Origin of the sequence: Nocardiopsis sp. NPDC006139 (assembly GCF_040614155.1) — a bacterium.
GTDB classification, from domain to species: domain Bacteria; phylum Actinomycetota; class Actinomycetes; order Streptosporangiales; family Streptosporangiaceae; genus Nocardiopsis; species Nocardiopsis changdeensis.
The window spans coordinates 121,849-148,336 of the sequence record NZ_JBEXTT010000002.1 but is presented as its reverse complement, the minus strand read 5'-3'; the positions used below and the strand labels follow the sequence as shown (position 1 = coordinate 148,336).

The following is a 26,488-nucleotide window of genomic DNA, read 5'->3' as shown; positions in this document are numbered from 1 at the left end:
CGAGCGGCCCCCGCCCACACGCCTCCGGGGACCGGGTCCGCCGCCGGGCCGGGGCTCAGGCGGTGACGCCGGGCTCGAAGTTGCGGCGCAGGGCGTAGGGCTGGATGAGGCCCAGCCCGTGGGCGTGCCGCGCCCGCACCTTGACCACCTGGAGGCCCTCGGCGCCGTCCAGGCTGCGGGCCAGCTCCTCGTCGATGAGGACGGTGCCGGGCCGGGCGAAGGAGGTGAGGCGGCTGGACCGGTTGACGGTGGTGCCGAACACGTCGCCGTGCAGGGTGAGCACCGGGCCCGAGGACAGGCCCACCCGCACGTCGGGGACCTCGACGTGGGTCTTCACCCCCGAGGCGAGGCGCAGGGCGATGTCGGCGGCCTTGACGGGGTCGTCGGCCACGTAGAGAACCTCGTCGCCGAGGGTCTTGACCACCCGGCCGCCGCCGGAGGCGACGATGTCGGCGGCGGTGGCCTCGAAGCCCTCCACCACCTGGGCCAGCTCCACCTCGTCGAGCTCGCGGCTGAGGGTGGTGAAGGAGACCAGGTCGGCGAACCCGACGATGAGCGGGTAGTAGTTGGGCACGCCGTCGACACCGTTGGACATCACGGCCAGGGTGCGGGCGGTGGAGGCGGCGAGCTGGCGGCGCCAGATGTGCAGCAGCAGCCGCTCCACGTCGGGCAGCAGCTCCTTGACCTGGTTCATCAGGGGCCCGGCGCCCCCGACGCCCTCCCCCTCGCGGAACAGCAGGGTGCTGAGGATGCTGGTCTGCCAGTCGGCCAGCCGGGCCATGGTCTGCCCCATGGCGCGGGCGAAGCGGACCACCGCCTCCTCGTCGAGGACGCCCTCGTCGAGCAGCCCGGTCGCCAGCCGCAGGGCCTCGACGTCGCTCTCGGTGAAGATGACGGTGTCGTCGCTCTGCGTGGGGAAGCCCAGGGCACGCCAGACCCGGCCGGCGAGCTCGGGGTCGGCCGCGGCCAGCTCGATCGCCTGCTCCCTGGTGTAGACCGCCTCACCGCCCAGGAGAGCGGTCTCGATCACTTTCGGGTCAGGACGCGACGACATACGTTCTCTTTCACGGAACCGTCCCCGCCCGTGCGGGGAGCGAGTACTGGGGGCCACCGCGTCGGCGCCGCGGGGTCCACCTCCAGCTTACGCCGGAGACCGCCGCCGCTCCGGGCGGCCGTCACCGGGGGGCGGCGGGGGACTCCGGACGGTGGGCGCCGTCGACCCGTCTGTAGATCTCCGACTGGAACCACTCCGGGCGCGGGACCTTTCTGAGGGTGATGGCCTCCTGCTCGGAGGCCGACTGCACCGTCAACGTCCCGTACCTCATGACGCGTTCCCACACCGACATGCTGAAGGCGACGTCGTTGACCCGGGTGAGCGGCATGTCCCGCCCCTTCCGGGAGATGAGGCCCTGACGCGTCATCAGGCGGCGGTCGGTGAGGATGTAGACGGTCGAGGACCAGCGCAGCAGGGGGACGAGCCAGAAGACCAGCGCGGCGGCCAGGGCGAGGACCCCGACCACCCCGGCGGCGGCGGGCGCCCACTCCTCCTGCCAGGGCAGGAACCACAGCGCCGCGGCGGTGGCGGCGACGATGGCCGCCAGGGCCGTGAACTCCTCGACGAGCACGGTCCAGTGCTGACGGACGACGTGGACGAGCTCCTCGTCGTCGGAGAGGTGACGGTCCGCGATAGCCATGCCTGGATCATGGCACAGGCCGGTACCGCCCAGAAAGGCGGTGTCCGCGGCCTGTGGACGGCGTTGCGCGGAAGTTCCACGGAACGTTCCCCGCGGGTCCCGCCCCGGCCGGCCTCAGCCCGCGGGGCGCACGTGCACGACGTCGCCCACGCTCAGGGCCCGCTCCCCCTCGGGTCCGTCGACCACCAGTCGCCCCTCGGCGTCGATCGCGGTCACGACGCCCTCCAGGATCCGGTCGCCGGGCAGGTGCACCCGGACCCGCCGGCCCAGGGTGGTGCAGACGTCGCGGTAGACGGCGGCCAGGCCGCTGCGCTCGGCGTCGCCGCCGGCCGCCGCCCACATCGTGTACAGCTCCTCGAACTCGCCGAGCAGGGACGCCAGCAGCACGCCCCGGTCGAGGGCGGCGGCGCCCTCCCCGCGCAGGGAGACCGCGGTGTCCACGGGCAGCTCGCCGGGGGCCTGGGAGACGTTGAGCCCGATGCCGACGACCACGGCCGGATCTCCGGAGGAGAAGTCGACCTCGGCGAGGATCCCGGCGAGCTTGCCGTCGCCGCCGCCCGGCCCGGCCCGGAACGCCTCGGGGACCAGCAGGTCGTTGGGCCACTTGAGGGCGGCCCGGACCCCGGTGGTGCGGCGCACGGCGCCGACCGCGGCCACGCCCATCAGCGCCGACAGCCAGCCCAGCCGGGAGGGCGGCACGTCGGGGCGCAGCAGCAGGGAGACGGTGAGGGCGGCGCGCGGCGGGGTGCTGAAGCCGCGCCCCATCCGCCCCCGGCCCGCGCTCTGGTGCTCGGCCACCAGCACGCTGCCGTGCGGCGCCCCGGCGCGGCCGCGGGCGGCCAGCTCGGTGTTGGTGGACCCGGCCTCGGGCACCACCTCGATCCGCTCCCACATGCCGCCGGGGCGGACGAGTCCGGCGTTGAGCGCCGCCGGGTCGAGCGGCGGGCGCGGGAAGGGGTCCTCGGTTGCGGCCATACCCCCATTACAGCAGCGCCGGAACCCCGCCGGGACACCGTGCCCGGCCGGCCCGCCCCGGCCCCCCGAAGGGGGCCGGGGCCCGGCCGCGCGCGGGGGCGGGCGGTCAGCCGGTGTTCTGGAGCCCGGCGGCGACGCCGTTGACCGACAGCAGCAGGAGCCGCTCCAGGTGCTGCTGGTCCTCGGGCGACAGGGTCGCGGCGTCCTCCGAGCGCAGCGCCTCCAGGGCCCGCAGCTGGAGGTGGGACAGCGCGTCCACGTACGGGTTGCGCAGGTCCACCGCGCGCGAGAGCACGCGGCGGGTCTCCAGCAGCCGGGAGTGCCCGGTCACCCGCAGCACCAGGTCGCGGGTGAGGTCGTACTCGGCCAGGACCCGCTCGCTCATCTCGGGCCGGCCGCCCAGGGCGAGGTAGCGCTCGGCGATGGTGCGGTCGGTCTTGGCCAGGCTCATCTCAGCGTTGTCCAGCAGCGACGAGAACATGGGCCACTCGCGGTAGGCGTCCTGGAGCAGCGACAGGTCGGACACGGCCGCCAGCCCGGTGCCCAGCCCGTACCAGCCGGGCAGGTTGACCCGGGTCTGGGTCCAGGCGAACACCCACGGGATGGCGCGCAGGTCGCCCAGCCCCCGGGCGGCGCCGCGGCGGGCCGGGCGCGAGCCCAGCCGCAGCTCGCCCAGCTCCTCCAGCGGGCTGACCCGGGAGAACCAGGCGGCGAACCCGTCGGCGTTGATGAGGTCGAGGTAGGCCCGCTGGGCGGCGGCCCCGATGGCGTCGGCGTGCGGCCGGTACTTCAGGGCGGCGGAGCGCTCGCGCTCCTGCACCTCGTCGGTGGAGGCCATCAGGACGGCGTGGCCGACCTGCTCGATGTGCCGCCGGGCCAGGTCGGCCTGGCCGTAGCGGGCGAAGATGACCTCGCCCTGCTCGGTGACCTTGAACCGGCCGTCGACCGAGCCGGGCGCCTGCGCGAGCAGGGCGCGGCTGGCGGGGCCGCCGCCGCGGCCCAGGGAGCCGCCGCGGCCGTGGAACAGCGTGAGGCGCACGTCGTGGCGGCGGGCCCAGTCGGCCAGCCGGGCCTGGGCGTCGTACAGCCGCAGGGTGGCGCTGACCGGGCCGACGTCCTTGGCGGAGTCGCTGTAGCCGAGCATCACCTCGACGCGGCGGCCGCTCTGCTCCAGGCGCTCCCGCACCTGGCGGAGTCCGAGCATGCCGTCCAGGACGCCGGGGGAGGCGTCCAGGTCGGCGCCGGTCTCGAAGAGCGGGATGACGTCGAGGACGGGGCGGCGGTCGGCCGGCAGCGCGTACTCCGCCAGCTCGTACACGGCGGCGATGTCGTCGGCGGAGCGGGTGAAGCTGACGATGTAGCGGCGGCAGGCCTCCACTCCGAAGCGCTCCTGGATCCAGGAGACGACCCGGATGGTGTCCAGGACCTCGCGGGTGCGCTCGGTCAGCTCCCCGTCGGGGCCGTGCTCGCGCAGTTCGGCCAGGGCCGCGGCGTGCACCTCGCTGTGCTGGCGGATCTCCAGCTCGGCGAGGTGGAACCCGAAGGTCTCGGCCTGCCAGACGAGGTGCTGGAGCTCGCCGTAGGCCTGCCGGTTCGCCCCGGCTGCGGCCAGGGACTCCTGGACGGTGCGCAGGTCTGCGAGGAACGCCTCGGCGTTCGGGTAGGCCAGGTCGGCGTCGCGCTCGCGGGTGGCGCGCAGCCGGGCCGCGGCGTACAGCAGGAACCGGCGGTGCGGCTCGTTGGGCGAGCGGTCGGAGATCTCCGCCAGCAGCGACGGCTGTCCGGCGCGGGCCGAGGAGAGCGCGTCGAGCAGGGCCTGCGAGGCGGGGGTGAGGTTGCCGTAGGCGGTGAGGGTGCGGGCGATCCGGTCGCAGGCGGACTCCAGGCCGCGCAGCACGTGCTCGGACTGGATGCGCACCGCCTCGCGGGTCACCTCGTGGGTGACGTAGGGGTTGCCGTCGCGGTCGCCGCCGATCCAGGTGCCGTAGCGGACGAACGGCACGGCCCGGGGCGGGCGGACGCCGGTGCCCTCGGGGTCCAGGGCCCGGTCCAGGGAGCGGTAGACGTGCGGGATGACGGAGAAGATGGTCTCGTCGAAGGCCGCCAGGGCCGTGCGCACCTCGTCGAGCGGGTCGAGCCGGGTGTAGCGCAGCTGGGAGGTGCGCCAGAGCAGGTCGATCTCCTCCAGCAGGCGGCGGTGCGCCTCGGCGGCCTCGGTGCTGCCCTCGTGGGCGCCGTGCCAGGCGTCGAGCTGGGCGCTGATCCGCAGGATGGAGGTGGAGACGGCGCGGCGGCGGGCCTCGGTGGGGTGGGCGGTGAGCACGGGGTGGAACTCCATGCCCGCGACCAGCGCGTCGAGGTGCTCCTCTCCCCCGGCGCCCTCGCGGATGGCGCGGACGGCCGCGGCCAGGGACTCGCGGGGCGGGTTGGCCGCGTCGTCGCGCTCGCGCAGCGTGCGCATGCGCTGGTGCTCCTCGGCCAGGTTGGCGAGGTGGAAGTAGACGGTGAAGGCGCGCGCGACCTGCTTTGCGCGTTCGAGGGGCCAGGCGGCCACCAATGCGGTGATCTCCTCGCCGGTGACGGAACCGTCGCGGGCGCCGATGACCGCATGACGGAGTTTTTCGACATCGGCGAGCAGATCCTCGCCGCCGCTCTCCCTGAGCACGGTTCCGAGCATCTCACCGAGCAGCTTGACGTCATTCCTGAGCTGTTCGGGCACTTCCTGGCGCGCACTGTCGCGCTCTGCGCTTACCGCTGTCATAGGGCCGACACTACAGAGAACGGTTCTTCCGGAGCGTTCCCGGGGGCGCATTTCCGAGCCTTTGCCTTGGCGTTAACAATTGTTCCATAAGTGCGCGGAATTCACAGCCGATCACGTTCCCGACCCCGGCCCGAGCCCCTGCGGCCGCCCCCGGGGGCCGGATGTTACTGACCAGTAACCACAGGGCGCGTCCGCGCCGACCCGCCCCGCGGAGTTAACCTGCGTAGTTATGGCCACCGAAGCCCCTGAACCACTGCCCGCGGACGAGATCGACATCCACACCACCGCGGGCAAACTCGCCGACCTGCAGCGGCGACGCTACGAGGCGGTCCACGCGGGATCCGCGCGCGCCGTCGAGAAACAGCACGCCAAGGGCAAGATGACCGCCCGCGAACGCATCGACGCCCTGCTCGACCCGGGGTCGTTCGTCGAGCTGGACGCCCTGGCCCGCCACCGGTCCACCAACTTCGGACTGGACGCCGACCGCCCCTACGGGGACGGTGTCGTCACCGGCTACGGAACCGTCGACGGCCGCCCCGTCGCCGTGTTCAGCCAGGACGTCACCGTCTTCGGCGGATCGCTCGGCGAGGTCTACGGTGAGAAGATCTGCAAGGTCCTCGACCACGCCCTCACCAACGGGTGCCCCGTCATCGGCATCAACGAGGGCGGCGGGGCGCGCATCCAGGAGGGCGTCGTCTCCCTGGGCCTGTACGCCGAGATCTTCAAGCGCAACACCCACGCCTCCGGCGTCATCCCGCAGATCTCCGTGATCATGGGCGCCGCCGCCGGCGGCCACGTCTACTCCCCCGCCCTCACCGACTTCATCGTGATGGTCGACGAGACCTCGCAGATGTTCATCACCGGCCCCGACGTCATCAAGACCGTCACCGGCGAGGACGTCTCCATGGAGGAGCTGGGCGGGGCGCGCACCCACAACACCCGGTCCGGCGTCGCCCACTACATGGGCGCCGACGAGCAGGACGCCCTCGACTACGTCAAGGCCCTGCTGGCGCACCTGCCCGGCAACAACCTGGAGGACGCCCCCGTCCTGCCCCCCGAGGAGGACCCCGGCGAGGAGGTGAACGACGCCGACCTGGCGCTGGACACCTTCGTCCCCGACTCGGCCAATCAGCCCTACGACATCCGGACCGTCATCGGAACGGTCCTGGACGACGGGGACTTCCTGGAGGTCCACGCCATGTTCGCCACCAACATGGTGGTGGGCTTCGGCCGCGTGGACGGGCGCTCCGTCGGCATCATCGCGAACCAGCCCATGAGCCTGGCCGGGTGCCTGGACATCGACGCGTCCGTCAAGGCCGCCCGGTTCGTGCGCACCTGCGACGCGTTCAACATCCCGGTGCTGACCTTCGTGGACGTGCCCGGCTTCCTGCCCGGCACCGACCAGGAGTGGGACGGCATCATCCGCCACGGCGCCAAGCTGCTCTACGCCTACGCCGAGGCCACCGTCCCGCTGATCACGGTGATCACCCGCAAGGCGTTCGGCGGCGCCTACGACGTCATGGGCTCCAAGCACCTGGGCGCCGACATCAACCTCGCCTGGCCCACCGCGCAGATCGCCGTCATGGGCGCCCAGGGCGCGGTGAACATCCTGCACCGGCGCACCCTCGCGGCCGCCGACGACGTGGAGGCCGAGCGGACCCGCCTCATCGGCGAGTACGAGGACACCCTCCTCAACCCCTACTCGGCGGCCGAGCGCGGCTACGTCGACGGGGTCATCCTGCCGTCGGAGACCCGGGTCCAGATCACCAAGGCGCTGCGTGCGCTGGCGAACAAGCGCGCGCAGCTGCCGCCCAAGAAGCACGGGAACATCCCGCTGTGAGCGCGCAGCACACACCGCCGCACCTGGTCGTCGTCCGCGGTGAGCCCACCGCGGAGGAGATCGCCGCCCTCACCGCGGTGCTCGCCGCACGCGCCGCGGCCGCCCTCGCGGCGGCCCGGGCCCCGGACCGGCAGGAGCGCGCCTCCGCCTGGCGCGACCGCGCCCGGGGACTGCGCACCCCGCTGCGCCCCGGCCCCGGCGCCTGGCGCACGAGCCTGCGGTGACACCGCCACTACCCGGACTCCCAGGGGGGCGGTCGGCGCATCCGCCCCACCCACAGCAGAAGGATCTCCACCGTGCGTAAAGTTCTGATCGCCAACCGCGGCGAGATCGCCGTGCGCATCGCCCGCGCCTGCCGCGACGCCGGGCTGGACAGCGTCGCCGTCTACGCCGAACCCGACCTGGACGCCCTGCACGTCAAGGTCGCCGACCAGGCCTACTCCCTGGGCGGTTCCACCCCCGCCGACTCCTACCTGGACATCGGCAAGCTGCTGGCCGTCGCCGCCGAGTCGGGGGCCGACGCCGTGCACCCCGGCTACGGGTTCCTGGCCGAGAACGCCGACTTCGCCCAGGCCGTCATCGACGCCGGGCTCACCTGGATCGGGCCGCCCCCCTCCGCGATCACCGCCCTGGGCGACAAGGTCCAGGCCCGCCACATCGCCCAGAAGGTCGGCGCCCCCCTGGTCGCGGGCACCCCCGACCCCGTCACCTCCGCCGACGAGGTCGTGGAGTTCGCGCGCGAGCACGGGCTGCCCATCGCGATCAAGGCCGCGTTCGGCGGCGGCGGGCGCGGGCTCAAGGTCGCCCACACCCTGGACGAGGTCCCCGACGCCTACGAGTCCGCGGTGCGCGAGGCCGTCACCGCGTTCGGGCGAGGCGAGTGCTTCGTGGAGCGCTACCTCGACAAGCCCCGGCACGTGGAGACCCAGTGCCTGGCCGACTCCCACGGCAACGTCGTCGTGGTGTCCACCCGCGACTGCTCGCTGCAGCGCCGCCACCAGAAGCTGGTGGAGGAGGCCCCGGCGCCGTTCCTGACCCCCGACCAGATGGACCGGCTGTACTCGGCGTCCAAGGCCATCCTCAAGGAGGCCGGCTACGTGGGCGCGGGGACCTGCGAGTTCCTCGTCGGGGTGGACGGCACCATCTCGTTCCTGGAGGTCAACACCCGCCTCCAGGTCGAGCACCCGGTGACCGAGGAGGTCACCGGGATCGACCTGGTGCGGGAGATGTTCCGCGTCGCCGACGGCGAGGAGCTCGGCTACGGGGACCCCGAGGTCCGCGGGCACTCCTTCGAGTTCCGGATCAACGCCGAGGACCCGGGGCGGAACTTCATGCCCGCGCCGGGCACCATCACCGAGTTCGCCCTGCCGGGCGGGCCGGGCGTGCGCGTGGACACCGGCTGCGAGGCGGGGTTCACGGTGCCGCAGGCGTTCGACTCCATGGTCGCCAAGCTGATCGTCACCGGGCGCACCCGCACCCAGGCGCTGGAGCGGGCGCGCCGGGCGCTGGCGGAGTTCACGGTGGGCGGCATGCCCACGGTGATCCCGTTCCACCAGGCCGTGGTGGCCGACCCGGCGTTCGCCCCGGCCGACCCGGACGAGCCGTTCGGGGTGTACACCCGGTGGATCGAGACCGAGTTCGACAACCGGATCGAGCCCTGGGCGGGCACGCCGGGCGAGGCCTCCCCGGCCGCGCGCGAGACCGTGACCGTCGAGGTCGGCGGCAAGCGCATCGACGTGGTGCTGCCCGCCTCCCTCAACGTGGGCGCGGCCCCGGCCACCGCCCCGGCGGGCGGCCGCAAAAAGCGCGCCTCCCGCTCCGGCGGCGGCACGGCCGCCGCGGCGAGCGGCGACGCGCTGGTGTCGCCGATGCAGGGCACCGTGGTCAAGGTCGTCGCGGCCGAGGGCCAGGAGGTGTCCGAGGGCGACACGGTCGTGGTCATCGAGGCCATGAAGATGGAGCAGCCGCTGGCCGCGCACAGGGCCGGAACCGTGACCGGCCTGAAGGTGGGCCCGGGCGAGGCCGTCGGCAACGGCGCCGTCATCTGCGAGATCAAGGACGCCTAGGGCCCTGAACGTGAGCGGGGAGGCACCGGCGGTGCCTCCCCGCTCCGTGTCGGCTCAGCGGTTCAGGATGTCGGACAGGTCGATGTCGACGGGGTACGGGACGGAGAGCTCCAACCTCTTGCGGTGGATGGAGGGCTTTCCGTACTCACCGCGGGCCGGATCCAGCTCGTGGACGTAGACCACCGCCTCGTCCCCTTCCTGTTCCACCCGCCAGAAGTGCGGGATCCCCGCCTTGGCGTACAGTTGCGGCTTGCGTTCCCGGTCGCGGTCGACCGACTCCGGTGAGACCACCTCGACGACGAGTTCCACCGCCTCGGGCGGGAACCAGGTCTGTTCGAGCCGCGCGAACGCCTCCTTGCGCACGACCAGCACATCGGGCTCCGGACGCTGTCTCTCGGCGAGGACCACAGAGAACTCCCACGCCACCTTGAGGTGATCGGGGACGGTCGCTTTGAGGCCGTCGCGCAGGACGTCCATGACCAGCATGTGGAACAGCTTCTGGGGGCTCACCAGGACCAGGCTTCCGTCGATGAGTTCGGTGTGCGGCGGAAGATCCGGGATGCGGTCCAGGTCCTCGGCGGTGAACCCGCCGGGAGGGGGCTGGAGCAGGGACCACGGCAACGGCTCGCCGGCGGTCTCGGCCCTCGCCACAGTGGGTGCGGACATCTCGTCTCCGATCATCGGATCGTTCTCGTCGCCGACAGTAGCCATGTCCATCACCTCACCGGGGTGGTATCCGGAAATCATGCCACCGACACCCGCCGGAGGGTGATTCTCGCCGCACCCCGGGGCGGGCCGGGCTGCGGGAAGTCCGATAGGGACGGCGATCCGGTCATCGGATGTGGGAAACCCCGACCGAACCCCCCTGGAAAAGGGAGGAAAGGGCGTATATCGTTCCCCCTTGTGACGAACATCTGGGGACTGACCCGCCGCTGGCACATCGACCTGTGCCGTCGCGGTTGTCAGGCGTGTAGCTAGGTCCACGCGCGCCCGTCCGGGCGAAGCGCCGCACACCCTTCCCCTGCCCGCCCTCTCCGGGGCGGGCCTCCGCACGTCACCTCTTCTCCGGTGACACCCGCACACATTCCCCGAGCCGGAGATCCGCACGCCCACAGGCCGACCGCCGCGGCGTGCCCGTGCTCCGGTGCACCCACCGCTTGGAGTCACTTCCGTGTCCGCACAGACCGCCACGGTCAAGCCCCGGCGCCGCCTGCGGCTCCCGTCGTTCGGCGTCCAGGTCCTCCTCGGCCTGGTCCTGGGCCTGGTCCTGGGCTTCGTCGCCCTCCAGATCGGCCCCGCCGGCGAGGAGCCCAACTGGCTCGCCGTCACCCTCCAGACCATCGGCAGCACGTTCGTCTCCCTGCTGAAGACGGTCGTCCCGCCGCTGATCATCCTCGCCGTCATCTCCTCCATCGCCAACCTGCGCAACGTCACCAACGCCGCGCGGCTGGCCTGGAAGACCCTGCTGTGGTTCGCCGTCACCGCCCTGGTCTCGGTGGCGATCGGCATCGCCCTGGGCCTGGTGGTCCGCCCCGGTGTGAACAGCTCTGTCGACCCCGGCACCGTGGCCGAGCCCTCCGGCAGCGGTTCCTGGCTCGCGTTCATCGAGAGCCTGGTGCCCGCGAACTTCCTCGGCCTGGCCGCCGACACCTCCGCCGCCGAGGACGGCACCCTGAGCACCTCGCTGGGCTTCAACGTGCTCCAGCTGATCGTCATCGCGATCGTCCTGGGCATCGCCGCCGTCAAGACCGGCAAGGCCGCCGAGCCGTTCATCTCGTTCACCGAGTCGGCCCTCCAGGTCGTCCTCAAGGCCCTGTGGTGGATCATCCGCCTGGCCCCGATCGGCACCGTCGGCCTGCTCGGCAACGCCGTCTACAGCTACGGCTGGACCACCATCGGCGCCCTGGGCAAGTACACGCTGACCGTCTACCTCGGCCTCGCCCTGGTGCTGTTCGTCGTCTACCCGGTGCTCGCCCGCGTCAACGGCCTGTCCCCGGTCAAGTACTTCACCGGGGCCTGGCCCGCGATCCAGCTGGCCTTCGTGTCGCGCTCCTCGATGGGCACCATGCCGGTCACCCAGCGGGTCACCGAGCAGAACCTGGGCGTGCCGCGCTACTACTCCGCGTTCGCGGTGCCGTTCGGCGCGACCACCAAGATGGACGGCTGCGCCGCGATCTACCCGGCGATCTCGGCGATCTTCATCGCCCAGTTCTTCCCGGACATCTCCCTGGGCCTCACCGACTACCTGCTCATCGTGTTCGTGTCGGTCATCGGCTCGGCCGCCACCGCCGGCACCACCGGCGCGACGGTCATGCTGACCCTGACCCTGTCCACCCTGGGCCTGCCCCTGGAGGGCGTCGGCCTGCTGCTGGCCGTCGACCCGATCCTGGACATGGGCCGCACCGCGGTGAACGTGGCCGGCCAGGCCCTCATCCCGGCGATCGTCGCCAAGCGCGAGGGCATCCTGGACGTGGCCCGCTACAACGCGCCGCGCGACGCCTCCGGGTTCGTGCCGCTGGACGAGCCCGCCGCCGAGGACGGGGCCGACCGCGAGGAGGCCGAAGAGGTCGCCAAGGTGCCCGCGGGCGCCGCGAAGGAGTAGCCCTTCCGCGCCCTGCGCCGAAACGGCCCGCCGGAACACCGGCGGGCCGTTTCGCGTCCCCGGAGAGAACCGTCACGATGGGAACCCCGGGGGCACCCCGTTCGTCCCTGGAGTGTGAGGGAAGCGAGAGGAACGACATGTTGCGCCGCTTGGTAACACCCACTGTGCTGACCGCCGGGATCGCGACCGCGGTGGTGAGCGCCGCGGTGATGCCCGCGGCCGCCGACACCGTGCAGCCCCCGGAGAGCAACGCCATCGTCCAGGAGCTGGAGGACGACGGCGTCTTCATCGACCCGGCCGTCGGGGACGCCATCCCCGCCGCCGAGGAGAGCGCCCTGGAGGCCGCCGCGGCCGGGGCCGACACCCCTGTCTACTACGTGATCCTGCCCACCGACGCGGTCGGCTCCGACTCCGCGCTCAACGCGCTGATGGAACCGGTCATGTCCGACGTGGGCGACGGCCTGTACGGCGTGCTGGCGGGCTCGGAGGAGTTCCGCGTCCTGTCGCCGAACGTCGAGGACACCGAGGCCATCCGCGAGGTCGCGCTGCGCGAGGGGGGCGGCAACCAGGTCGACACCCTGGTCGCGGTCCCCGACGCCGCCCAGGAGGTCGAGGACGCCGCCGCGGCCGGGACCACCACGCTGTGGATCCTGCTCGTCGTCGCGGTGCTGGTCGCGGGCGGCATCTTCCTCGTCGTCCGCAACAACCGCCGCAAGCGCGAGGAGCTCAAGGCCAAGCAGCTGGCCGAGATCAAGCAGATGGCCACCGAGGACGTCGTGCGCCTGGGCGAGGACGTCGCGCGGCTGGAGATCGACCTGTCCGCGGTCGACGACGAGACCCGCACCGACTACTCGCGCGCCATGGACGCCTACGACCAGGCCAAGACCCGGCTGGACACCATCCGCGAGCCGGAGGAGATCCGCCAGGTCACCAACTCCCTGGAGGACGGCCGCTACTACATGACGGCCACCCGCGCCCGGCTCAACGGGACGCCGGTGCCGGACCGGCGCGGGCCCTGCTTCTTCAACCCGCAGCACGGCCCGTCGGTGGAGGACGTCACCTGGGCCCCGCCCGGCGGCTCGCCCCGCTCGGTCACGGCCTGCGCGTCCTGTGCCCAGGCGGTCAAGAGCGGCATGAACCCCGACGACGTGCGCATGGTCGAGGTCGACGGCCGCCGTGTCCCGTACTACGACGCGGGCCCCGCCTACTCGCCCTACGCGGGCGGCTACTTCGGCATGGACATGATGATGGGCATGTTCACCGGCATGATGATGGGCCAGATGATGGGGTCCATGATGGGCATGGGGATGGGCATGGGCATGGGCGACGCCACCGGCGACGTCGGTGCCGAGGGCGACTTCGGGGGCGGTGACTTCGGCGGGGGCGACTTCGGCGGGGGCGGCGACTTCGGAGGCTTCGACTTCTGATCCCGACACGGCGCGAGGGCGTGTTCGGTGGATGCTCTCGAGCATTCCGGCGCTCGCGCCGAACGCCGGGAGCGGCCGCGGGGCGATCTCTCGCAGGACGGCCGGCGCGGTGAGAGGCGGCCTCGCGGCCGCGACCCGGAACGATCCGCCGAATACGGCCCAGGGGCCCCGGACCGCACGGTCCGGGGCCCCTCGCCGTTCCCGGTGACCGGATCCGGCCACCCCCTGGCCCGGTGCTTACCGGGTAAGTAGCCTGGCGCTAGTTACCCGATAAGTAGGTGTTCCCATGTCCGTCCGCCAAGGACTGCTCGCCCTCCTCGTCCACGGGCCCCGCCACGGCTACCAGCTGCGCAGCGAATTCGAGGCCCGCACCGGAGGCACCTGGCCGCTCAACATCGGCCAGGCCTACACCACCCTCCAGCGCCTGGAGCGCGACGGCCTGGTGGCCGCGGTCGAGGACGACGATCCCGACGCCCCCGAGCGCTACGCCCTCACCGATGCGGGCCGGGCCGAGGTCGAGAGCTGGTGGCGCGACCCGGTCGGGCGCGGCGCCCCCACCCGGGACGAGCTCTCCCTCAAGCTGGCGCTGGCCGTGACCACCCCGGGCGTCGACGTCCACGCCCTCGTCGACGCCCAGCGGGCCGAGACCCTGCGCGGCCTCCAGGACTACACGCGGCTCAAGCGCACCGGCGGCGGGAACGCCGACCCCCACCACGACCTGGCCTGGCACCTGGTGCTGGACGCCCTGATCTTCTCCGCCCAGGCCGAGATGCAGTGGCTGGACCACGTGGAGGCGCGCCTGACCCGGGCCGCCGGGCACCGCGGCTCCGCCCCGACGGCCCCCTCCGAGCCCTCGGACCGGCACCCCCGGACGCGCGCGTGAACGACGCCGCCCCCGAACTGCTCATGCGAGGCGTCGGCCGGGTCCACGGCGAGGGCCCGGCCCGGGTCGCGGCGCTCACCGCCGTGGACCTGGCCGTCGCCCCGGGCGAACTGGTCGCCGTGATGGGCCCCTCCGGATCGGGCAAGTCGACGCTGCTCACCCTCGCGGGCGGCCTCGACTCCCCCACCGAGGGCAGTGTGGCGGTCGGCGGCCAGGACCTGGCGGACCTCGACGGACGGGCCCTCTCCCGGCTCCGCCGCCGCCGGATCGGCTACGTCTTCCAGGACTTCAACCTCATCCCGTCCCTCACCGCGGCCGAGAACGTCTCCCTGCCCCTGGAGCTGGACGGGACGGCGGCCGGGGCCGCCCGCCGCCAGGCCCGGGCCGCCCTGGCCGAGGTGGGCCTGGCCGGTCTGGACGACCGGTTCCCCGAACGGATGTCCGGCGGGCAGCGCCAGCGGGTGGCCATCGCCCGCGCCCTGGTGGGCTCCCGGCGGCTCCTCCTGGCCGACGAGCCCACCGGCGCCCTGGACTCCGGCAGCGGCGAGGAGGTCGTCTCGGTCATCCGCGAACGCGTGGACCGCGGTGCGGCCGGCCTGATGGTCACCCACGACTCCCGCTACGCCGCCTGGGCCGACCGGACCGTGTTCCTGCGCGACGGCCGGATCACCACCTCCACCGGCAGTCGCCTGGGCCTGGAGTCCCTGGTGGGGCCCGTACCGGACGGGGACGAGTGATGGCACCGTCCCGCACCGCGCCCTGGCGCGCGGCGCTGCGCCTGGCCCGCCGCGACGCCCTGCGCCACCGCGGCGTGACCGCCCTCGCCACGGCCGCGGTCGCCCTGGTCGTCGGCGGCACCGTGGCCGCCGACGCCCTCCTGCTCTCCTCGGCGGCCTCACCCGGGACCTTCGCCCGGATGATGCTCGGCGACGGCGCGCAGGCGCGGATCACCTGGCAGACGCCCGGGGAGGTGACGCAGAGCCCGCGCGAGGACATCGTGCTCGCGGGCAGCGACTCCGAACTGGACCTGTCCCGTGCCGAGTACGAGGACCTCCTCCTCGACCTGCTGCCCCCGGGGTCGGAACTGGTCGACGCGGCCGCCGGCCCGGTCCGCGCCTCGTCGGGGGGCCGGGCCACCGAGGACCTCACCGCGCTGGAGTCGCCCACCGGCGGCCCGCTGTCGGGCATGTTCGTCCCCGCCTGGGGGCGCACCCCCGAGCGGCCGGGCGAGGCGGCCGTCGGCCTGGGGCTGGCCCGCCGCCTGGGGCTGGACGAGGGCACGGAGATGGAGCTGGTCGCCGGGGACGGGAGCTCGGCGACCGTGACCGTCGTGGGCGCCTACCGGGCCACCCGGCATCCGGCGGAGGCGGTGCTGGCCCCCGGGACCCTGCTGGACACCGGGGCGGCGGTGGAGTCCCCCGCCGCCTCCGCTGTCTGGTTCGTCCTCGGGGACGAACCGCTGACCTGGGGCGGCGTCCTGGACATCAACGCGGCGGGGGCCTCCGCGGTGAGCCGGGCGGTGGTCCTCGATCCGCCTCCGGACGCCGACGTCCCGCTGCTGGCCGGACAGCCGACGGCCGCCCCGCCGGACTCGCTGGTCCCGTACACCGGGCTCGTGGCGGGAGCCTGCCTGCTGGCCTGCCTGGTCATCGGGCCGGCGTTCGCCATGCGCGCTCGGCGCACCGAGCACACCCTGGCCCTGATCGCCGCCCAGGGCGGGGACGCGCGGACCCTGCGGCGGATCGTCCTCTGCGGCGCCCTGGCCGTCGGGGCGGCCGGCGGAGTGATCGGCGCTTCGCTCGGCGCCGGCGGGGTGTGGGCGGTGGCGGCGGTGCTGCGGTCGCGCGGCGACGCCCAGTACCCGGAACTGGTCCTGCCGGCGACGCACACGGCTCTGTTCCTGGCCCTGGGGGTCGCCGTGTCCGTGGTGGCCGCGCTCCCTCCCGCGCTGCGGGCCGGGCGCACCGATCCGGCGGCGGTACTGGCCGGGCGCCCGCCCCGCCCGGGTGCGCGCCGCCGCGGCCGGGCCGCGCTGTCCGCCCTGCTGTTCGCGACGGGCACGGCCCTGGTCGCGGCGGCGTTCGCCCTGCCCCGCTCGGACCTGTTCGTGCCGGGGGCCCTCGCGGCCTCCCTCGGACTCCTGCTGTGGGCCCCCGCGCTGGTGGGCGCGCTCTCCGGGGCCGCCCACCGCCTCCCCCTGGTGTGGCGGCTCGCGCTGCGCGACGCGGGGCGCAACCGCGAGCGCACCACGATGGCGGTGGCCGTGGTCGCCTCCGCCTCGGCGCTCCTGGTGGCGGTGGCCGTCACCACCGCGTCGGCGGTCGCCTTCGAGGGGGCCGAGCACCGCCCCCGGGCGGCGCCGGACACCGTCATGGTCCGCTTCCCCGACCCCGTCGGCGACGGCGAGGCGTCCGAGGCGGCGTCCGCGCTCACCGCCCACCTGCCCGTGCACGACCCGGTCCCGGTCCTGATGGCGGACTCCCCGCTGTGGGTGCACCCGTTGCCGGATCCGGAGCAGCCCTGCCCGGACTGGGCGGTGTGGCCGCCGGTGAGCATCAGGACGGAACCGGTGCCGGAGCGGGTCCCCCTGGACTCGCCCGACTGCGCGCCGATGAAGCAGAACGGCGACCGGAACAGGCAGGAGTGGTGGGAGACGGAGGGCGGGGTCAACCCGCTGGTGGACGACGGCACGCTCGTGCGCGCCCTGGGCCTGCCCGGCGCCGAGGAGGCCGCCCGGGCGCTGGCGGCGGGACGCGTGGTCGTCACCCGCGACCTGGACCTGTGGGCCGACGGGAACGCGCGGGTGGAGTTCGCCTGGATGCGGGACGGCGAGGTCCCGGACGTTCCCGGGGCGGCCGACGCGGGCCGGGTCCTGGAGGTGCCCGCGACGGTCGTGGACTGGCCGAGCGCCCAGTACGAGTTGGTCGTCCCGCCGTCGGTGGCCCGGGAGTGGGGCCTGGCGGCGGCCACCGTCGGGATGGCGGCCGGCACCACGCGCGCCCCCGCCGGGGCGGAGGTCGACCGGGCCCGTGCGGCGGTGCGCGAGGCGACCGGGGCGGACCTGTTCGTGGAGCGCCCCTACTCCTCCCCGCGCACCCGGCAGATGGCCCTGGTGCTGGGGCTGGCCGCGGTGGTCGCGGTGGGTTCGAGCCTGGTGTCCGTACGGCTCGCCGCCGCCGACTCCCGAAGGGACGCGGCGACGCTGGTGGCGGTGGGGGCGGGGCCGGGCACCGGCCGCGCCCTCGGAGCCGCCCGGAGCGGTGTGGTCGCGGCGGCCGGCGTCCTGCTGGGCGCGGCGGCGGGAACGGGGATCGGCGCCGCCCGGGTGGCGGCCGAGACCTACCGGGCGGGGTTCGCCAACCCCACCTGGCCGCTGGTGGTGCCGTGGCCGCTGGTGTCCGTGTGCCTCGCGGGTGTGGTGGCCGCGTCCGTCCTCCTCGCCCTCGTGCTCACCCCGGTCCGCCTGTCGGCCCGGAACGGACCGGACGGTCACCGTCCGCATCCGGCCAGAACAGTCACACAGAGTAACGCGAACGGAGTTCCATGACCGCGCGCAAGACCTGCGGAACCTTTCGTGAGCACCCTTGACCACACCCCGGACCCCCGACTTATATCAAATCTTTCACTAACTTACCGCGACTGGCGTGATCCGGACATGAAATCACCATTGAATTCCTTGACCCGGCTCAGGTAGAAACGAAATGCAGCGCTGCATGAAACAAAAATCTCGAAAGGAACCAGCATGTCGAGCCAGTCCGGCTCCGGCGTCCTGCGCACCCGAATCGGTGCGCGGGCGGCCGGAACCCTGTTCGCCTTCTCCCTGCTCCTGGGCGGCGGGTTCGCGACCACCGTCGCGACCGCCTCTCCCGCCGAGGCGGCCTGCCGCTGGGGCGCCGCCACCATCGGCCCGTCCTACTCCTGGGGCCGCACCAACACCGCCGACTGCAGCTACCAGGGCCGCTCCTGGGCGACCCACGGCGACTACTCGGCCGCCACCGGATGGACCACCCGCAGCTCCAGCGCCCGCGCGGCGGACAGCTACGGCTCCTACCCCCGCGTGGCCGGATACGCCTTCCGCTGACACCCGACCGGCCCGTGACCTGAGCCGCCGCTGACCGGCGGGACCGGGCGAAACGCACTCGCCCGGTCCCGCCCCCGGCGGGCCGGCCCGCGCCGCGGACCGCGGGAGGACCGAAGGGAACCCCCGACCGCCATGGCGATCACCACGAACGCGCGCGCCCTGGGCTGCGCACTGTTACTCACGCTCGCCCTCTCCGCCTGCGCCGACGGCGCCGGCGAGGCCGAGAGCCCGCTGAGCCCGGCCCTGCTCACCGAGTTCGAGGCCCTCCGGGAGAGGGCCGGGACCGACTTCGAGCAGGAGGTGCTCGACCGCGCCATCGAGGAGGGCGGCGTCACCCAGGAGGACTACGAGGAGGCCTTCAACCGGTACACCGAGTGCGCCGAGGCCGCGGGCCTGCGGGAGACCTACACCAAGCTCCCCAACGGGCTCTACCAGCTCACGGACTGGGAGGTGGACGCCGACCCCCGGGACCAGGAGGCCTACGAGGCCGCGACCAACGCCCACATGGAGACCAGCGCCGACTGCGCCGAGGGCACGATCCTGCTCATCGAGAGCGCGTACTCCCTCCAGCTGGGCAACCCCGAGGGCATCGAGGACCCCCGCCTGGCCGCCATCCAGTGCCTGGAGGACGAGGGGATCGTCGAACCCGACTCCTACACTCCCGAAGAGTTCGACGAAGACCTGGAGAATGTTTTCGCCGACGCCCCGTTCGACCCTTCCGACGAAGCGGCGAACCTCTGTCTCTACATGGCTGGATTCGCCATATCGGTCGGCTGAGAAAAACGAGGAAAGAAACATGAAAAAGAATCAGGAAAACCTTCTTCGCGCCCTTTTCTGCATCTCCGCCGCGGCACTCCTCGCGAGCGGGTGCAGCACGGGCGGGAGTGGTTCCGAGCCCGGCGGATCGGTGTCCGTCGACGGATCCGCTACCCAAGGTGAGGGCGGGGTTTCCGAGGAGTCCAACGTCGGCGGGGCCGTCGACCTGGGCCCCGAGGGGGACGCCGCCGTGGACTGCCTGATCGAGGCCGGGCTGGCGCCGGAGTCCTACACCGTCGAGCAGCTCGGCGCCGACATGATGTCGCCGCCGGAGGGCGCCTCCATCGACGTGGGGAACGAGGCGTTCACCGACTGCCTGGCCGAGGCCGGCATGGAACACGATTCCGGGGGCGAGGGCGGCAGCGTCGGCGAATGACCCTCCCGGCCCTCCCCGCGTCCCACCGCCCCCTCCCACCACTCCGCCCCGGGCCTTCCCCCGCCCGCGAACCGACCACGGGAAGCGCACGTGAAAACTCGCCCCAGCGGGACGGTGCTGCTGTCCGCGCTGCTCCTGCTCACCGCCGGAGGTACCGCAGGATTCCTGCTCCGTCCCCCGGATCCTCCCCCCGACCTCGCCGCCGCGGCGGACATCGACAGTGCCCCCGTCCTGCGCGAGCCCTTCGACGACGCGCGCAGCGTCGAGGTCGAACTGACCGTCACCCCCACCCTCGACCTCGCCTTCGGAGGGTCCGGCCGGGTCACCTCCTCCGCGTGCGTGCCCGGAACGGTCCTGGCCTCCGGTGAGGAGGCCGCCCGGGTGGACGACCGGCCCGTGGTCGCCCTGGCCACGTCCATGCCGCTGTACCGCGACCTCGGCCGGGGCAGCCGCGGCGGCGACGTGCGGGCGCTCCAGCAGGAACTGGACCGGCTGGGCCACGCCACGGCGGTCGACGGCGTGTACGGCTGGCAGACCCACCAGGCCGTACGCGAGTTCCAGCGCGAGGCGGGGATCGGGAACCCCACCGGCTCCGTCGCCCTCGCCGACGTGCTCTGGATGCCCTCCTCCGAGGTCACCTTCGAGGAGTGCAAGGCCCTGCCGGGCTCCGAGGCGTCCGCGGGCGGCGCCTTCGCCAGTGTGCCCGGGGCTCTGGAGGCCGCCCGCCTGGGCTCGGTCCCCGACCTGGACGTGCCCGGCGACCGGCTGCTCACCGTCGCCGGGGTCACCGGGCCGGTCGACGCCGAGGGCCTGGCCGAGGATCCCGAATTCCTGCGCGAGCTGGCCGACACCCCCGAGGCCCGGGCGGCCGTGGCGGGCGAGGGCGAACCGCTCACCGGCTCCGTCGCGCTCGCCGAGCCCGTGGACGCCGCCCGGGTCCCGCCCGGCGCGCTGTTCGCCGTGGCCGGGGACACCGGATGCCTGCGCTCGGAGGGCTCCTTCCACCCGGTGCGGATCATCGGCTCCGGTGTGGGCAGCACCGTCGTGGTCCCCGAGGAGGACGGGGCCGACCTGCCCGCCGACGTCGACCTCGGCCCGGCCCTGACCGGGGATTCCTGCGAGGGGGGCGCGTGAGCGAAAGGAGCGTGACCGCCCACGGGCTCGGACACCGCTTCGGGGACAACCCCATGCTGTTCGAGGACCTGTCCTTCACCCTCGCGCCCGGGCACATCACCGGCCTGTGCGGCCCCTCCGGCTGCGGGAAGTCCACCCTGCTGTCGATCCTGGCCGGATGGGTCGCCCCCACCGCCGGGAGCGTCGACCCGGTCGGTGTCGAGCGCACCGGCTGGGTGTTCCAGAACCCGTACGGCGTCCCGGGGCGCACCGCCCTGGACCACGTGGTGCTCCCCCTGCTGGCCCGGGGCCGCCGGCGGGAGGAGGCCGAGGAGCACGCCCGGCGGGTGCTGGGCGACTTCCGGCTGGACGCCGTCGCCGACCGGCCCTTCCGACGGCTCTCCGGCGGCGAGGCCCAGAGGCTGATGCTCGCCCGCGCGGTGTGCTCCGCGCCCGACCTGCTCCTCGTGGACGAACCCACGGCCCAGCTGGACCTGCGCACCGCCGAGACGGTCAACGCCACGCTCGGCGCGATCGCGCGGACGGACACCATCGTCGTCATCGCCACCCACGACCCCCGCACCCGCGACGCCTGCACGCACGTCATCGACCTCCAGGAGCGGACGCGCGCCGACGCCTGAGCACCGGTCGAGCGCGCGGTCCGCGCCGCCGCGGAAGCCGCGGAACGCCCCATCACAGAAGCCACAGAAAAGGTGTGGGACCGGACGAAACGCACTCGCCCGGTCCCACCGCCACCAGGGTAACCCGGAACCGGGCACCGGCTCTCCGCGGACCCTGCGACCCCCGGGAGACCCACGTGAGAAGCCACCCCAGGACACCGCCGCCGAGCAGGGCGTTCCGCTCCGCGACCCCGCCCGGCGGCACCGGATGAACGTCCGCGAACTGATCGGAGAGGTGCGGCGGAACCTGGGCACCGGCACCACCCGGGCCGCCTTGTTCGCCCTCGCGCTGGCGGCCGTCGTCGGTGCCCTCGCCGTCGCCGACGCGCGCGCGATCGTGGGGCTGCACCAGCGCTCGGCCGAGTTCACCGCCGCGGGCGCCTCGGTCCGCGTGCTCAACGTCGCCGGGAACGTCGCCGGGAGCGCCTGCGACGCCCTCACCGGCGTCCCGGGGATCGGCGCCTCCGGAGCGCTCGCGGAGGACGGCTCCCTGCGCCTGGCCGCCATGCCGGACAACCCGCTGCCCGCCTACCGGGTGACGCCGGGGATGGCGTCGGTGCTGGGGGTGCGGGCGGAGGCGGCCTCGGGGGTGTGGGTGTCGACCGGGACGGCCGAGACCCTGGGCGTGGGCCCGGGGCAGCGGTTGGAGACCGACTCGGGGACGGTGACCCTGGCCGGGGTGTTCGACTACCCCGACGACGGGCGCGACAGCCGCCTCGGCTACGCGGTCCTGGTGCCCGAGCCCGCGGCGGGGGTGTTCGACCAGTGCTGGGCGGACGTGCGCCCGCCCACGGAGGAGGCCGACGAACTGCTCCGCTGGGCGGTGCGCCCCGGCGCGGACCCGAGCCTGTCCGTCACCCTGGGCCAGCTCAACACGAGCCTGGGCGCCACCTTCGACGGAGCGGCGGCGTTCGCCGAGCGCCCCACCAGGTTCGCGCCGCCCGCGGCGGCCCTGGCCGGGCTGGTGCTGGGCTTCGTGGCCGTCCGGCTGCGCCGCCTGGAGTTGGCGGGCGCCCTCCACGTCGGTGTGTCGCGGCGGGCGCTGCTGGCCGGGACCGCCCTGGAGACCGCGGTGTGGTCACTGGCCGGGCTGGCCCTGGCGGGCTGCGCGCTGGTGGTGGCGGCGCACGTCGGCAATCCCGCGGACCCGTGGGACACGGTGCTGATCGACGTGCGCGGCCCGGTGGCGGCGGTGCTCGCGGCGCTGGTCGGTGCGGCGGCCGCGACGGCCCTGGTCCGGGAGGAGCACCTGTTCCGCTACTTCAAGGACCGGTGACCCGGGCCGCGTCCAGGTCCCCGACCCAGGCGGCGACGCGGTCGGCGGTGGCCTCCGGTCCGGCGTCGGTGGTGTCCACGAGGGTGAGCGGCGGTTCGAGCCGGTCGGCCTCGCGCTCCACCCAGGCGGCGAACTCCAGGGTCTCGGCGATGCGCTCCTCGTCCCACTCCCGCCAGGCGGGCCGGGACCGCAGCCGCTCCGCCAGCACCCGCGGGTCGCAGGTGAGCGCCAGGTAGTGGACGCCGTCGAACAGCGCCCGCTCGGGCAGCGGCTCGAACTCCGGGGGGACGACCGTCCCGCACAGCACGACCGGCCGCCCGCTCTGCTGCACCATGGCGGCGGTGCGCAGCCAGGTGGAGCGGAACAGGCGGTGGTGGTCGGCGGGGTCGCGCAGGCCCCCCACCCAGAGCAGGTCCTGTTCGAGCACGACGAACCGGTCCCGCAGGCGCTCCAGCAGCAGCCCGGCGACGGTGGACTTGCCGGTGCCGCTGGGGCCGGAGACGCAGTAGAGCGGGAGGCGGAGGAAGGGGCGGGTGCGGCCGCAGAAGCGGCACAGCAACACGGAGACCCCCGACGAGGTGTCGGGGGTCGGGTCCCATTCCCCGCAGTGAGTACAGATCAGCGGGTGCACGGGGTGGTTTCTCTAGTCGAAGAGGTCCTCGAGGAAGCTCTTCCGGCGGCGCCGGTAGGGGCGCGGCGAGTCGCTGTAGCCGCGCGGGGAGTCCGGGTAGCCGGGGCGGTATCCGCGGGGGGAGTCGGGGTACCCGGGGGTCGGGTAGCCCGGCCGGGGCTGGCCCTGGGGCACGTAGCCGCCGGAGGGCGGCGGGGCCTGCGGGTCGGGCGGCGGGGTCGAGCTGTAGTGGCGCTTCTCGGCTTCGACGATGCGCTCGAGCTCGCCTCGGTCCAGGAAGATGCCCTGGCACCCGTCACACCGCTCGATGTGCACGCCGTGACGGTCGAACGTGCGCATGTTGCTTTGGCATTTGGGACAGATCACAACAGGACGCTACTCTCATCGGCGTTAAGGAAACGTAAAAACGGCCCGGCCGCAGGGCTCGGGCCGTTGCTCTGGAGCCTACTCCGGTGAGGCCAGCATCAGGGAGCGGGCCGCCTCGGTGACGCTGCCCGACAGGGACGGGTACACCGCGAAGGTGTGCGCGAGGTCGTCCACGGTCAGCCTCTGCTGCACGGCCACCGACACGGCCAGGATCAGTTCGCTGGCGCGCGGCCCGACGATGACGCCGCCCAGCACGATGCCGGTGTGCTGGCGGCAGATGAGCTTGACGAAGCCGTCCTTGACCTCGTTCATCTTGGCGCGCGGGTTGGTGTTGAGCGGCAGCGTGACGGAGCGGCCGTCGATGCGGCCGCTGCGCACGTCGTCCTCGCTGGCGCCGACGGCGGCCAGCTCGGGGTGGGTGAACACGGTGGAGGCCACCGTGGACAGCTTCAGCGGGGCGACGGCCTCGCCCAGGGCGTGCCACATGGCGATGCGGCCCTGCATGGCGGCCACGGAGGCGAGCATGTTGACGCCGGTGCAGTCGCCGGCCGCGTACACGCCGGGGACGGTGGTGCGCGAGACCCGGTCGACCTCGACGAACCCGCCCTGGCCCAGGCGCACGCCGGCCTCCTCCAGGCCGAGCCCGTCGGTGTTGGGGATCATGCCGACGGTCATCAGGCAGTGGGAGCCCTCGACGGTGCGGCCGTCGGAGAGGGTGACCAGCACCCCGTCCTCCGTGCGCACCACCGACTCGGCGCGGGTGCGGTTGAGGACGGTCATGCCGCGGCGCAGGAAGACCTCCTCCAGCACGCGGGCGGCGTCGGGGTCCTGGGTGGGCATGACGTGCTCGCGGGAGGAGACCAGGGTCACGTTCGAGCCGAGGGACTGGTAGGCGCTGGCGAACTCGGCGCCGGTCACGCCGGAGCCGACGACGATGAGCTTCTCGGGCAGCTCGTGGAGGTCGTAGAGCTGGCGCCAGGTGAGGATGCGCTCGCCGTCGGGCCGGGCCGAGGGCAGCTCGCGCGGGTGGGCGCCGGTGGCGACGAGCACGACGTCGGCGCGGATGCGGGTGTCGCCGACGGCGACGATGCGCGGGTCGACCAGGCGCGCCTCGCCGCTGACGACCTCGATGCCCTCCTTGATCAGCCGGGCGCGGGTGTCGTCGGACTGGGCCTGGGCCAGGGCGAGGATCCGGTTGTTGACCGTGGGCATGTCGACGCGCACGGAGGACTTGCCGTCGAGCTGGTCGTCGACCTGGATGCCCAGGTTCTCGGACTCGCGCACGTAGGTGGTGCGGGTGGAGGTGGCGATCAGGCTCTTGGAGGGAACGCAGTCGGTGAGGACGCAGGCGCCGCCGATGCCGTCGCGGTCCACCACCGTCACGTCCGCGCCGAGCTGCGCGGCGACCAGTGCCGCCTCGTAGCCCCCGGGACCGCCCCCGATGATCACGACCTTCGTCACTCTGCTTCACTCCCTCTGCGGCCGGCCGTCGTCCCGCCCGTCCCGGTCGGGGGCGGTGGGCATGACGGGGCGGCATGTGGTTCTCTCGCCTTACCCCTATTGTCGGCCATACCGGCCGGCGGATTCCGCACCCGCCCCGGCCGGGGGTCGGGCATTCCCCTTACCGCCACCGTAGCGTTGCGTTCCGGAATCATCCGGCTACACGGCGGTAGCATCCGCTGTGTGAGTGAAACAGAGCAGCCGCCGACGACGACCGCCGAGGCCCGGGCGCTGGCGGCCGACGCGGCGCACGAACTCCTGACCCGGGCCGGGGCCGACGGCTTCGACGCCCTGGTGGTGCTCGGTTCCGGGTGGACGGACGCGGTGGACACGCTCGGTTCGCCGGACATCGGGTTCGAGGCGCGGGAGCTGCCCGGTTTCCTGGCACCGGCCGGGGAGGGCCACGGCACCACCGTCCACAGCATGTGGGTCGGGGACAAACGAGTGGTGGTCTTCACAGGGCGCCTGCACCTGTACGAGGGCCACGACCCGATGCGGGTGGTGCACGCGGTGCGCACCGGCATCGCCGCCGGGGCGCGGCTGGCCGTGCTGACGGGCTCGGTGGGCTCCCTGCGGGTGGACATCGCGCCGGGGCAGCCGGTGGTGCTGAGCGACCACATCAACCTGACGGCGAGGTCCCCGCTGGTCGGCCCCACGTTCGTGGACCTGTCGTCGGTGTACAGCCCGCGGCTGCGCCGGCTCGTCCACGAGGTGGACGCCTCGCTCGCGGAGGGGGTGTACGCCGCCACACCGGGACCGCAGCTGCAGACCCCCACGGAGTCGAAGGTGCTGCGCCAGGCGGGGGCGGACGTGGTGGGGCGGTCGATCCCGCTGGAGGCCATCGCCGCCGTGGAGATGGGCGCCGAGGTGCTGGGGCTGTCGATCGTGAGCAACGACGCCCTGGGCGCGGTGCTGGAGCCGTTCGACGGGGAGCGGGCCATGGAGATCGTCCGGCAGCGGGCGCGCCGCCTGGGCGAGCTGCTCAACCGGCTGCTGGTCCGGGCCTGAGGGCCCGGTCGGGGGAGAAAAGAGGGGACCCGGCGGTGCCGGGTCCCTCGGCGCTCCCCGGGCGCGCCGCGCGGGACCCCCGCAGGTCCTTCGATCGCGCGACGCGGCCCGGAGGCGTCGTCGCGGGGCCGCCTCCGAACGGACCCGTCCGGTACCGGCGTGGCGAGCGTACACCCCGAGGCCTTGGGGTGGACGGTACCGGCCGTGCTCCGTCCGGAGGCGTGTGCCCCGCTCCGGTGTCCCGCCCGTGCAGGATCCCCGCAGACCCCGTTGGACTCACGGGCCGTGGGACACCGTTTCCTCTTCCCGTTGTTCGTCGGAACAGCTCGTCAGAACAGCGTGGCGCCTCGGAGAAGGTCCGGGCGGGCGGCCATCCGCGCGAAGCCCTCCCGC

At 73.6% G+C, this 26,488-nt stretch carries 23 protein-coding genes; 15 read left to right on the top strand and 8 right to left on the bottom strand.

Translation table 11 applies throughout. The features are described from left to right. Positions 1 to 55: 55 nt before the first annotated feature. From ABZ249_RS02775 to ABZ249_RS02760, 4 genes are all read right to left on the bottom strand, one after another. On the bottom strand, positions 56 to 1,054 hold the full coding sequence (locus tag ABZ249_RS02775) for an adenylate/guanylate cyclase domain-containing protein (protein ID WP_220564904.1): 999 nt from the start codon (positions 1,052 to 1,054) through the stop codon (positions 56 to 58). A 121-nt stretch (positions 1,055 to 1,175) separates the two neighbouring features. Then, on the bottom strand, positions 1,176 to 1,694 hold the full coding sequence (locus ABZ249_RS02770) for a PH domain-containing protein (RefSeq protein ID WP_355256349.1): 519 nt from the start codon (positions 1,692 to 1,694) through the stop codon (positions 1,176 to 1,178). Between the two features lie 114 nt (positions 1,695 to 1,808). Then, entirely contained in the window at positions 1,809 to 2,669 is an 861-nt protein-coding gene (locus tag ABZ249_RS02765) for a biotin--[acetyl-CoA-carboxylase] ligase (protein WP_355256346.1), read from the bottom strand. A 106-nt stretch (positions 2,670 to 2,775) separates the two neighbouring features. Beyond that, positions 2,776 to 5,346 carry a phosphoenolpyruvate carboxylase gene (locus ABZ249_RS02760; protein ID WP_355257083.1) on the bottom strand — a complete coding sequence of 857 codons (2,571 nt, stop codon included), beginning with the start codon at positions 5,344 to 5,346 and terminating at the stop codon, positions 2,776 to 2,778. Between the two features lie 313 nt (positions 5,347 to 5,659). Here ABZ249_RS02760 and ABZ249_RS02755 point away from each other — a divergent pair, with 313 nt between their 5' ends. From ABZ249_RS02755 to ABZ249_RS02745, 3 genes are all read left to right on the top strand, one after another. After that, the gene (locus ABZ249_RS02755; protein ID WP_355256343.1) at positions 5,660 to 7,270 is read left to right on the top strand and encodes an acyl-CoA carboxylase subunit beta; all 1,611 of its coding nucleotides are present in this window, start codon (positions 5,660 to 5,662) and stop codon (positions 7,268 to 7,270) included. Further along, entirely contained in the window at positions 7,267 to 7,494 is a 228-nt protein-coding gene (locus ABZ249_RS02750) for an acyl-CoA carboxylase subunit epsilon (protein WP_355256340.1), read from the top strand. Before ABZ249_RS02755 ends, ABZ249_RS02750 begins: the two co-directional genes overlap by 4 nt. A 72-nt stretch (positions 7,495 to 7,566) precedes the next feature. After that, positions 7,567 to 9,336 (top strand): biotin carboxylase N-terminal domain-containing protein, encoded by a 1,770-nt coding sequence (locus ABZ249_RS02745; RefSeq protein ID WP_355256337.1) that lies wholly within the window; start codon positions 7,567 to 7,569, stop codon positions 9,334 to 9,336. 54 nt (positions 9,337 to 9,390) lie between these two features. On the opposite strand, the gene ABZ249_RS02740 is transcribed toward ABZ249_RS02745, so the two are convergent. After that, the gene (locus tag ABZ249_RS02740; RefSeq protein WP_355256334.1) at positions 9,391 to 10,047 is read right to left on the bottom strand and encodes a Uma2 family endonuclease; all 657 of its coding nucleotides are present in this window, start codon (positions 10,045 to 10,047) and stop codon (positions 9,391 to 9,393) included. Positions 10,048 to 10,507: 460 nt separating this feature from the next. Between ABZ249_RS02740 and ABZ249_RS02735 the strand changes: the two genes are divergently transcribed. The 11 genes from ABZ249_RS02735 (at position 10,508) to ABZ249_RS02685 (ending at position 22,590) form a co-directional block, all read left to right on the top strand. Next, the gene (locus ABZ249_RS02735) at positions 10,508 to 11,938 is read left to right on the top strand and encodes a dicarboxylate/amino acid:cation symporter (protein WP_355256331.1); all 1,431 of its coding nucleotides are present in this window, start codon (positions 10,508 to 10,510) and stop codon (positions 11,936 to 11,938) included. Positions 11,939 to 12,102: 164 nt separating this feature from the next. Continuing rightward, complete coding sequence (locus ABZ249_RS02730) at positions 12,103 to 13,365, top strand: chemotaxis protein CheA (RefSeq protein WP_220565542.1); 1,263 nt, start codon at positions 12,103 to 12,105, stop codon at positions 13,363 to 13,365. 286 nt (positions 13,366 to 13,651) lie between these two features. Beyond that, on the top strand, positions 13,652 to 14,248 hold the full coding sequence (locus tag ABZ249_RS02725; protein WP_355256328.1) for a PadR family transcriptional regulator: 597 nt from the start codon (positions 13,652 to 13,654) through the stop codon (positions 14,246 to 14,248). Further along, positions 14,245 to 14,985: an ABC transporter ATP-binding protein gene (locus ABZ249_RS02720; RefSeq protein ID WP_355256325.1), complete on the top strand. Its 741-nt coding sequence runs from the start codon at positions 14,245 to 14,247 to the stop codon at positions 14,983 to 14,985. Before ABZ249_RS02725 ends, ABZ249_RS02720 begins: the two co-directional genes overlap by 4 nt. Beyond that, on the top strand, positions 14,985 to 17,795 hold the full coding sequence (locus ABZ249_RS02715) for a hypothetical protein (protein ID WP_355256322.1): 2,811 nt from the start codon (positions 14,985 to 14,987) through the stop codon (positions 17,793 to 17,795). Before ABZ249_RS02720 ends, ABZ249_RS02715 begins: the two co-directional genes overlap by 1 nt. 195 nt (positions 17,796 to 17,990) lie before the next feature. Beyond that, the gene (locus ABZ249_RS02710; protein WP_355256319.1) at positions 17,991 to 18,329 is read left to right on the top strand and encodes a hypothetical protein; all 339 of its coding nucleotides are present in this window, start codon (positions 17,991 to 17,993) and stop codon (positions 18,327 to 18,329) included. A gap of 132 nt (positions 18,330 to 18,461) precedes the next feature. Next, positions 18,462 to 19,106, top strand: a complete 645-nt coding sequence (locus tag ABZ249_RS02705; RefSeq protein WP_355256316.1) for a hypothetical protein — start codon at positions 18,462 to 18,464, stop codon at positions 19,104 to 19,106. A gap of 130 nt (positions 19,107 to 19,236) precedes the next feature. Continuing rightward, entirely contained in the window at positions 19,237 to 19,521 is a 285-nt protein-coding gene (locus tag ABZ249_RS02700; RefSeq protein ID WP_355256313.1) for a hypothetical protein, read from the top strand. Positions 19,522 to 19,611: 90 nt separating this feature from the next. Then, entirely contained in the window at positions 19,612 to 20,655 is a 1,044-nt protein-coding gene (locus ABZ249_RS02695; protein ID WP_355256310.1) for a peptidoglycan-binding domain-containing protein, read from the top strand. Then, the gene (locus ABZ249_RS02690; RefSeq protein WP_355256307.1) at positions 20,652 to 21,275 is read left to right on the top strand and encodes an ATP-binding cassette domain-containing protein; all 624 of its coding nucleotides are present in this window, start codon (positions 20,652 to 20,654) and stop codon (positions 21,273 to 21,275) included. Before ABZ249_RS02695 ends, ABZ249_RS02690 begins: the two co-directional genes overlap by 4 nt. Before the next feature lie 247 nt (positions 21,276 to 21,522). Next, complete coding sequence (locus ABZ249_RS02685; protein ID WP_355256304.1) at positions 21,523 to 22,590, top strand: hypothetical protein; 1,068 nt, start codon at positions 21,523 to 21,525, stop codon at positions 22,588 to 22,590. On the opposite strand, the gene ABZ249_RS02680 is transcribed toward ABZ249_RS02685, so the two are convergent. From ABZ249_RS02680 to ABZ249_RS02670, 3 genes are all read right to left on the bottom strand, one after another. After that, entirely contained in the window at positions 22,577 to 23,221 is a 645-nt protein-coding gene (locus tag ABZ249_RS02680; protein ID WP_355256301.1) for an AAA family ATPase, read from the bottom strand. The two genes, ABZ249_RS02685 and ABZ249_RS02680, sit on opposite strands and share 14 nt — an antisense overlap. A gap of 12 nt (positions 23,222 to 23,233) precedes the next feature. After that, positions 23,234 to 23,587: a zf-TFIIB domain-containing protein gene (locus ABZ249_RS02675; RefSeq protein WP_220564894.1), complete on the bottom strand. Its 354-nt coding sequence runs from the start codon at positions 23,585 to 23,587 to the stop codon at positions 23,234 to 23,236. Between the two features lie 78 nt (positions 23,588 to 23,665). Beyond that, a complete protein-coding gene (locus ABZ249_RS02670) occupies positions 23,666 to 25,048 on the bottom strand; it encodes an NAD(P)H-quinone dehydrogenase (RefSeq protein WP_355256296.1) in 1,383 nt (460 codons plus the stop codon). Between the two features lie 222 nt (positions 25,049 to 25,270). On the opposite strand from ABZ249_RS02670, the gene ABZ249_RS02665 reads away from it, so the two are divergent. Continuing rightward, positions 25,271 to 26,095 (top strand): purine-nucleoside phosphorylase, encoded by an 825-nt coding sequence (locus ABZ249_RS02665; protein WP_220564892.1) that lies wholly within the window; start codon positions 25,271 to 25,273, stop codon positions 26,093 to 26,095. Positions 26,096 to 26,488: the final 393 nt, after the last annotated feature.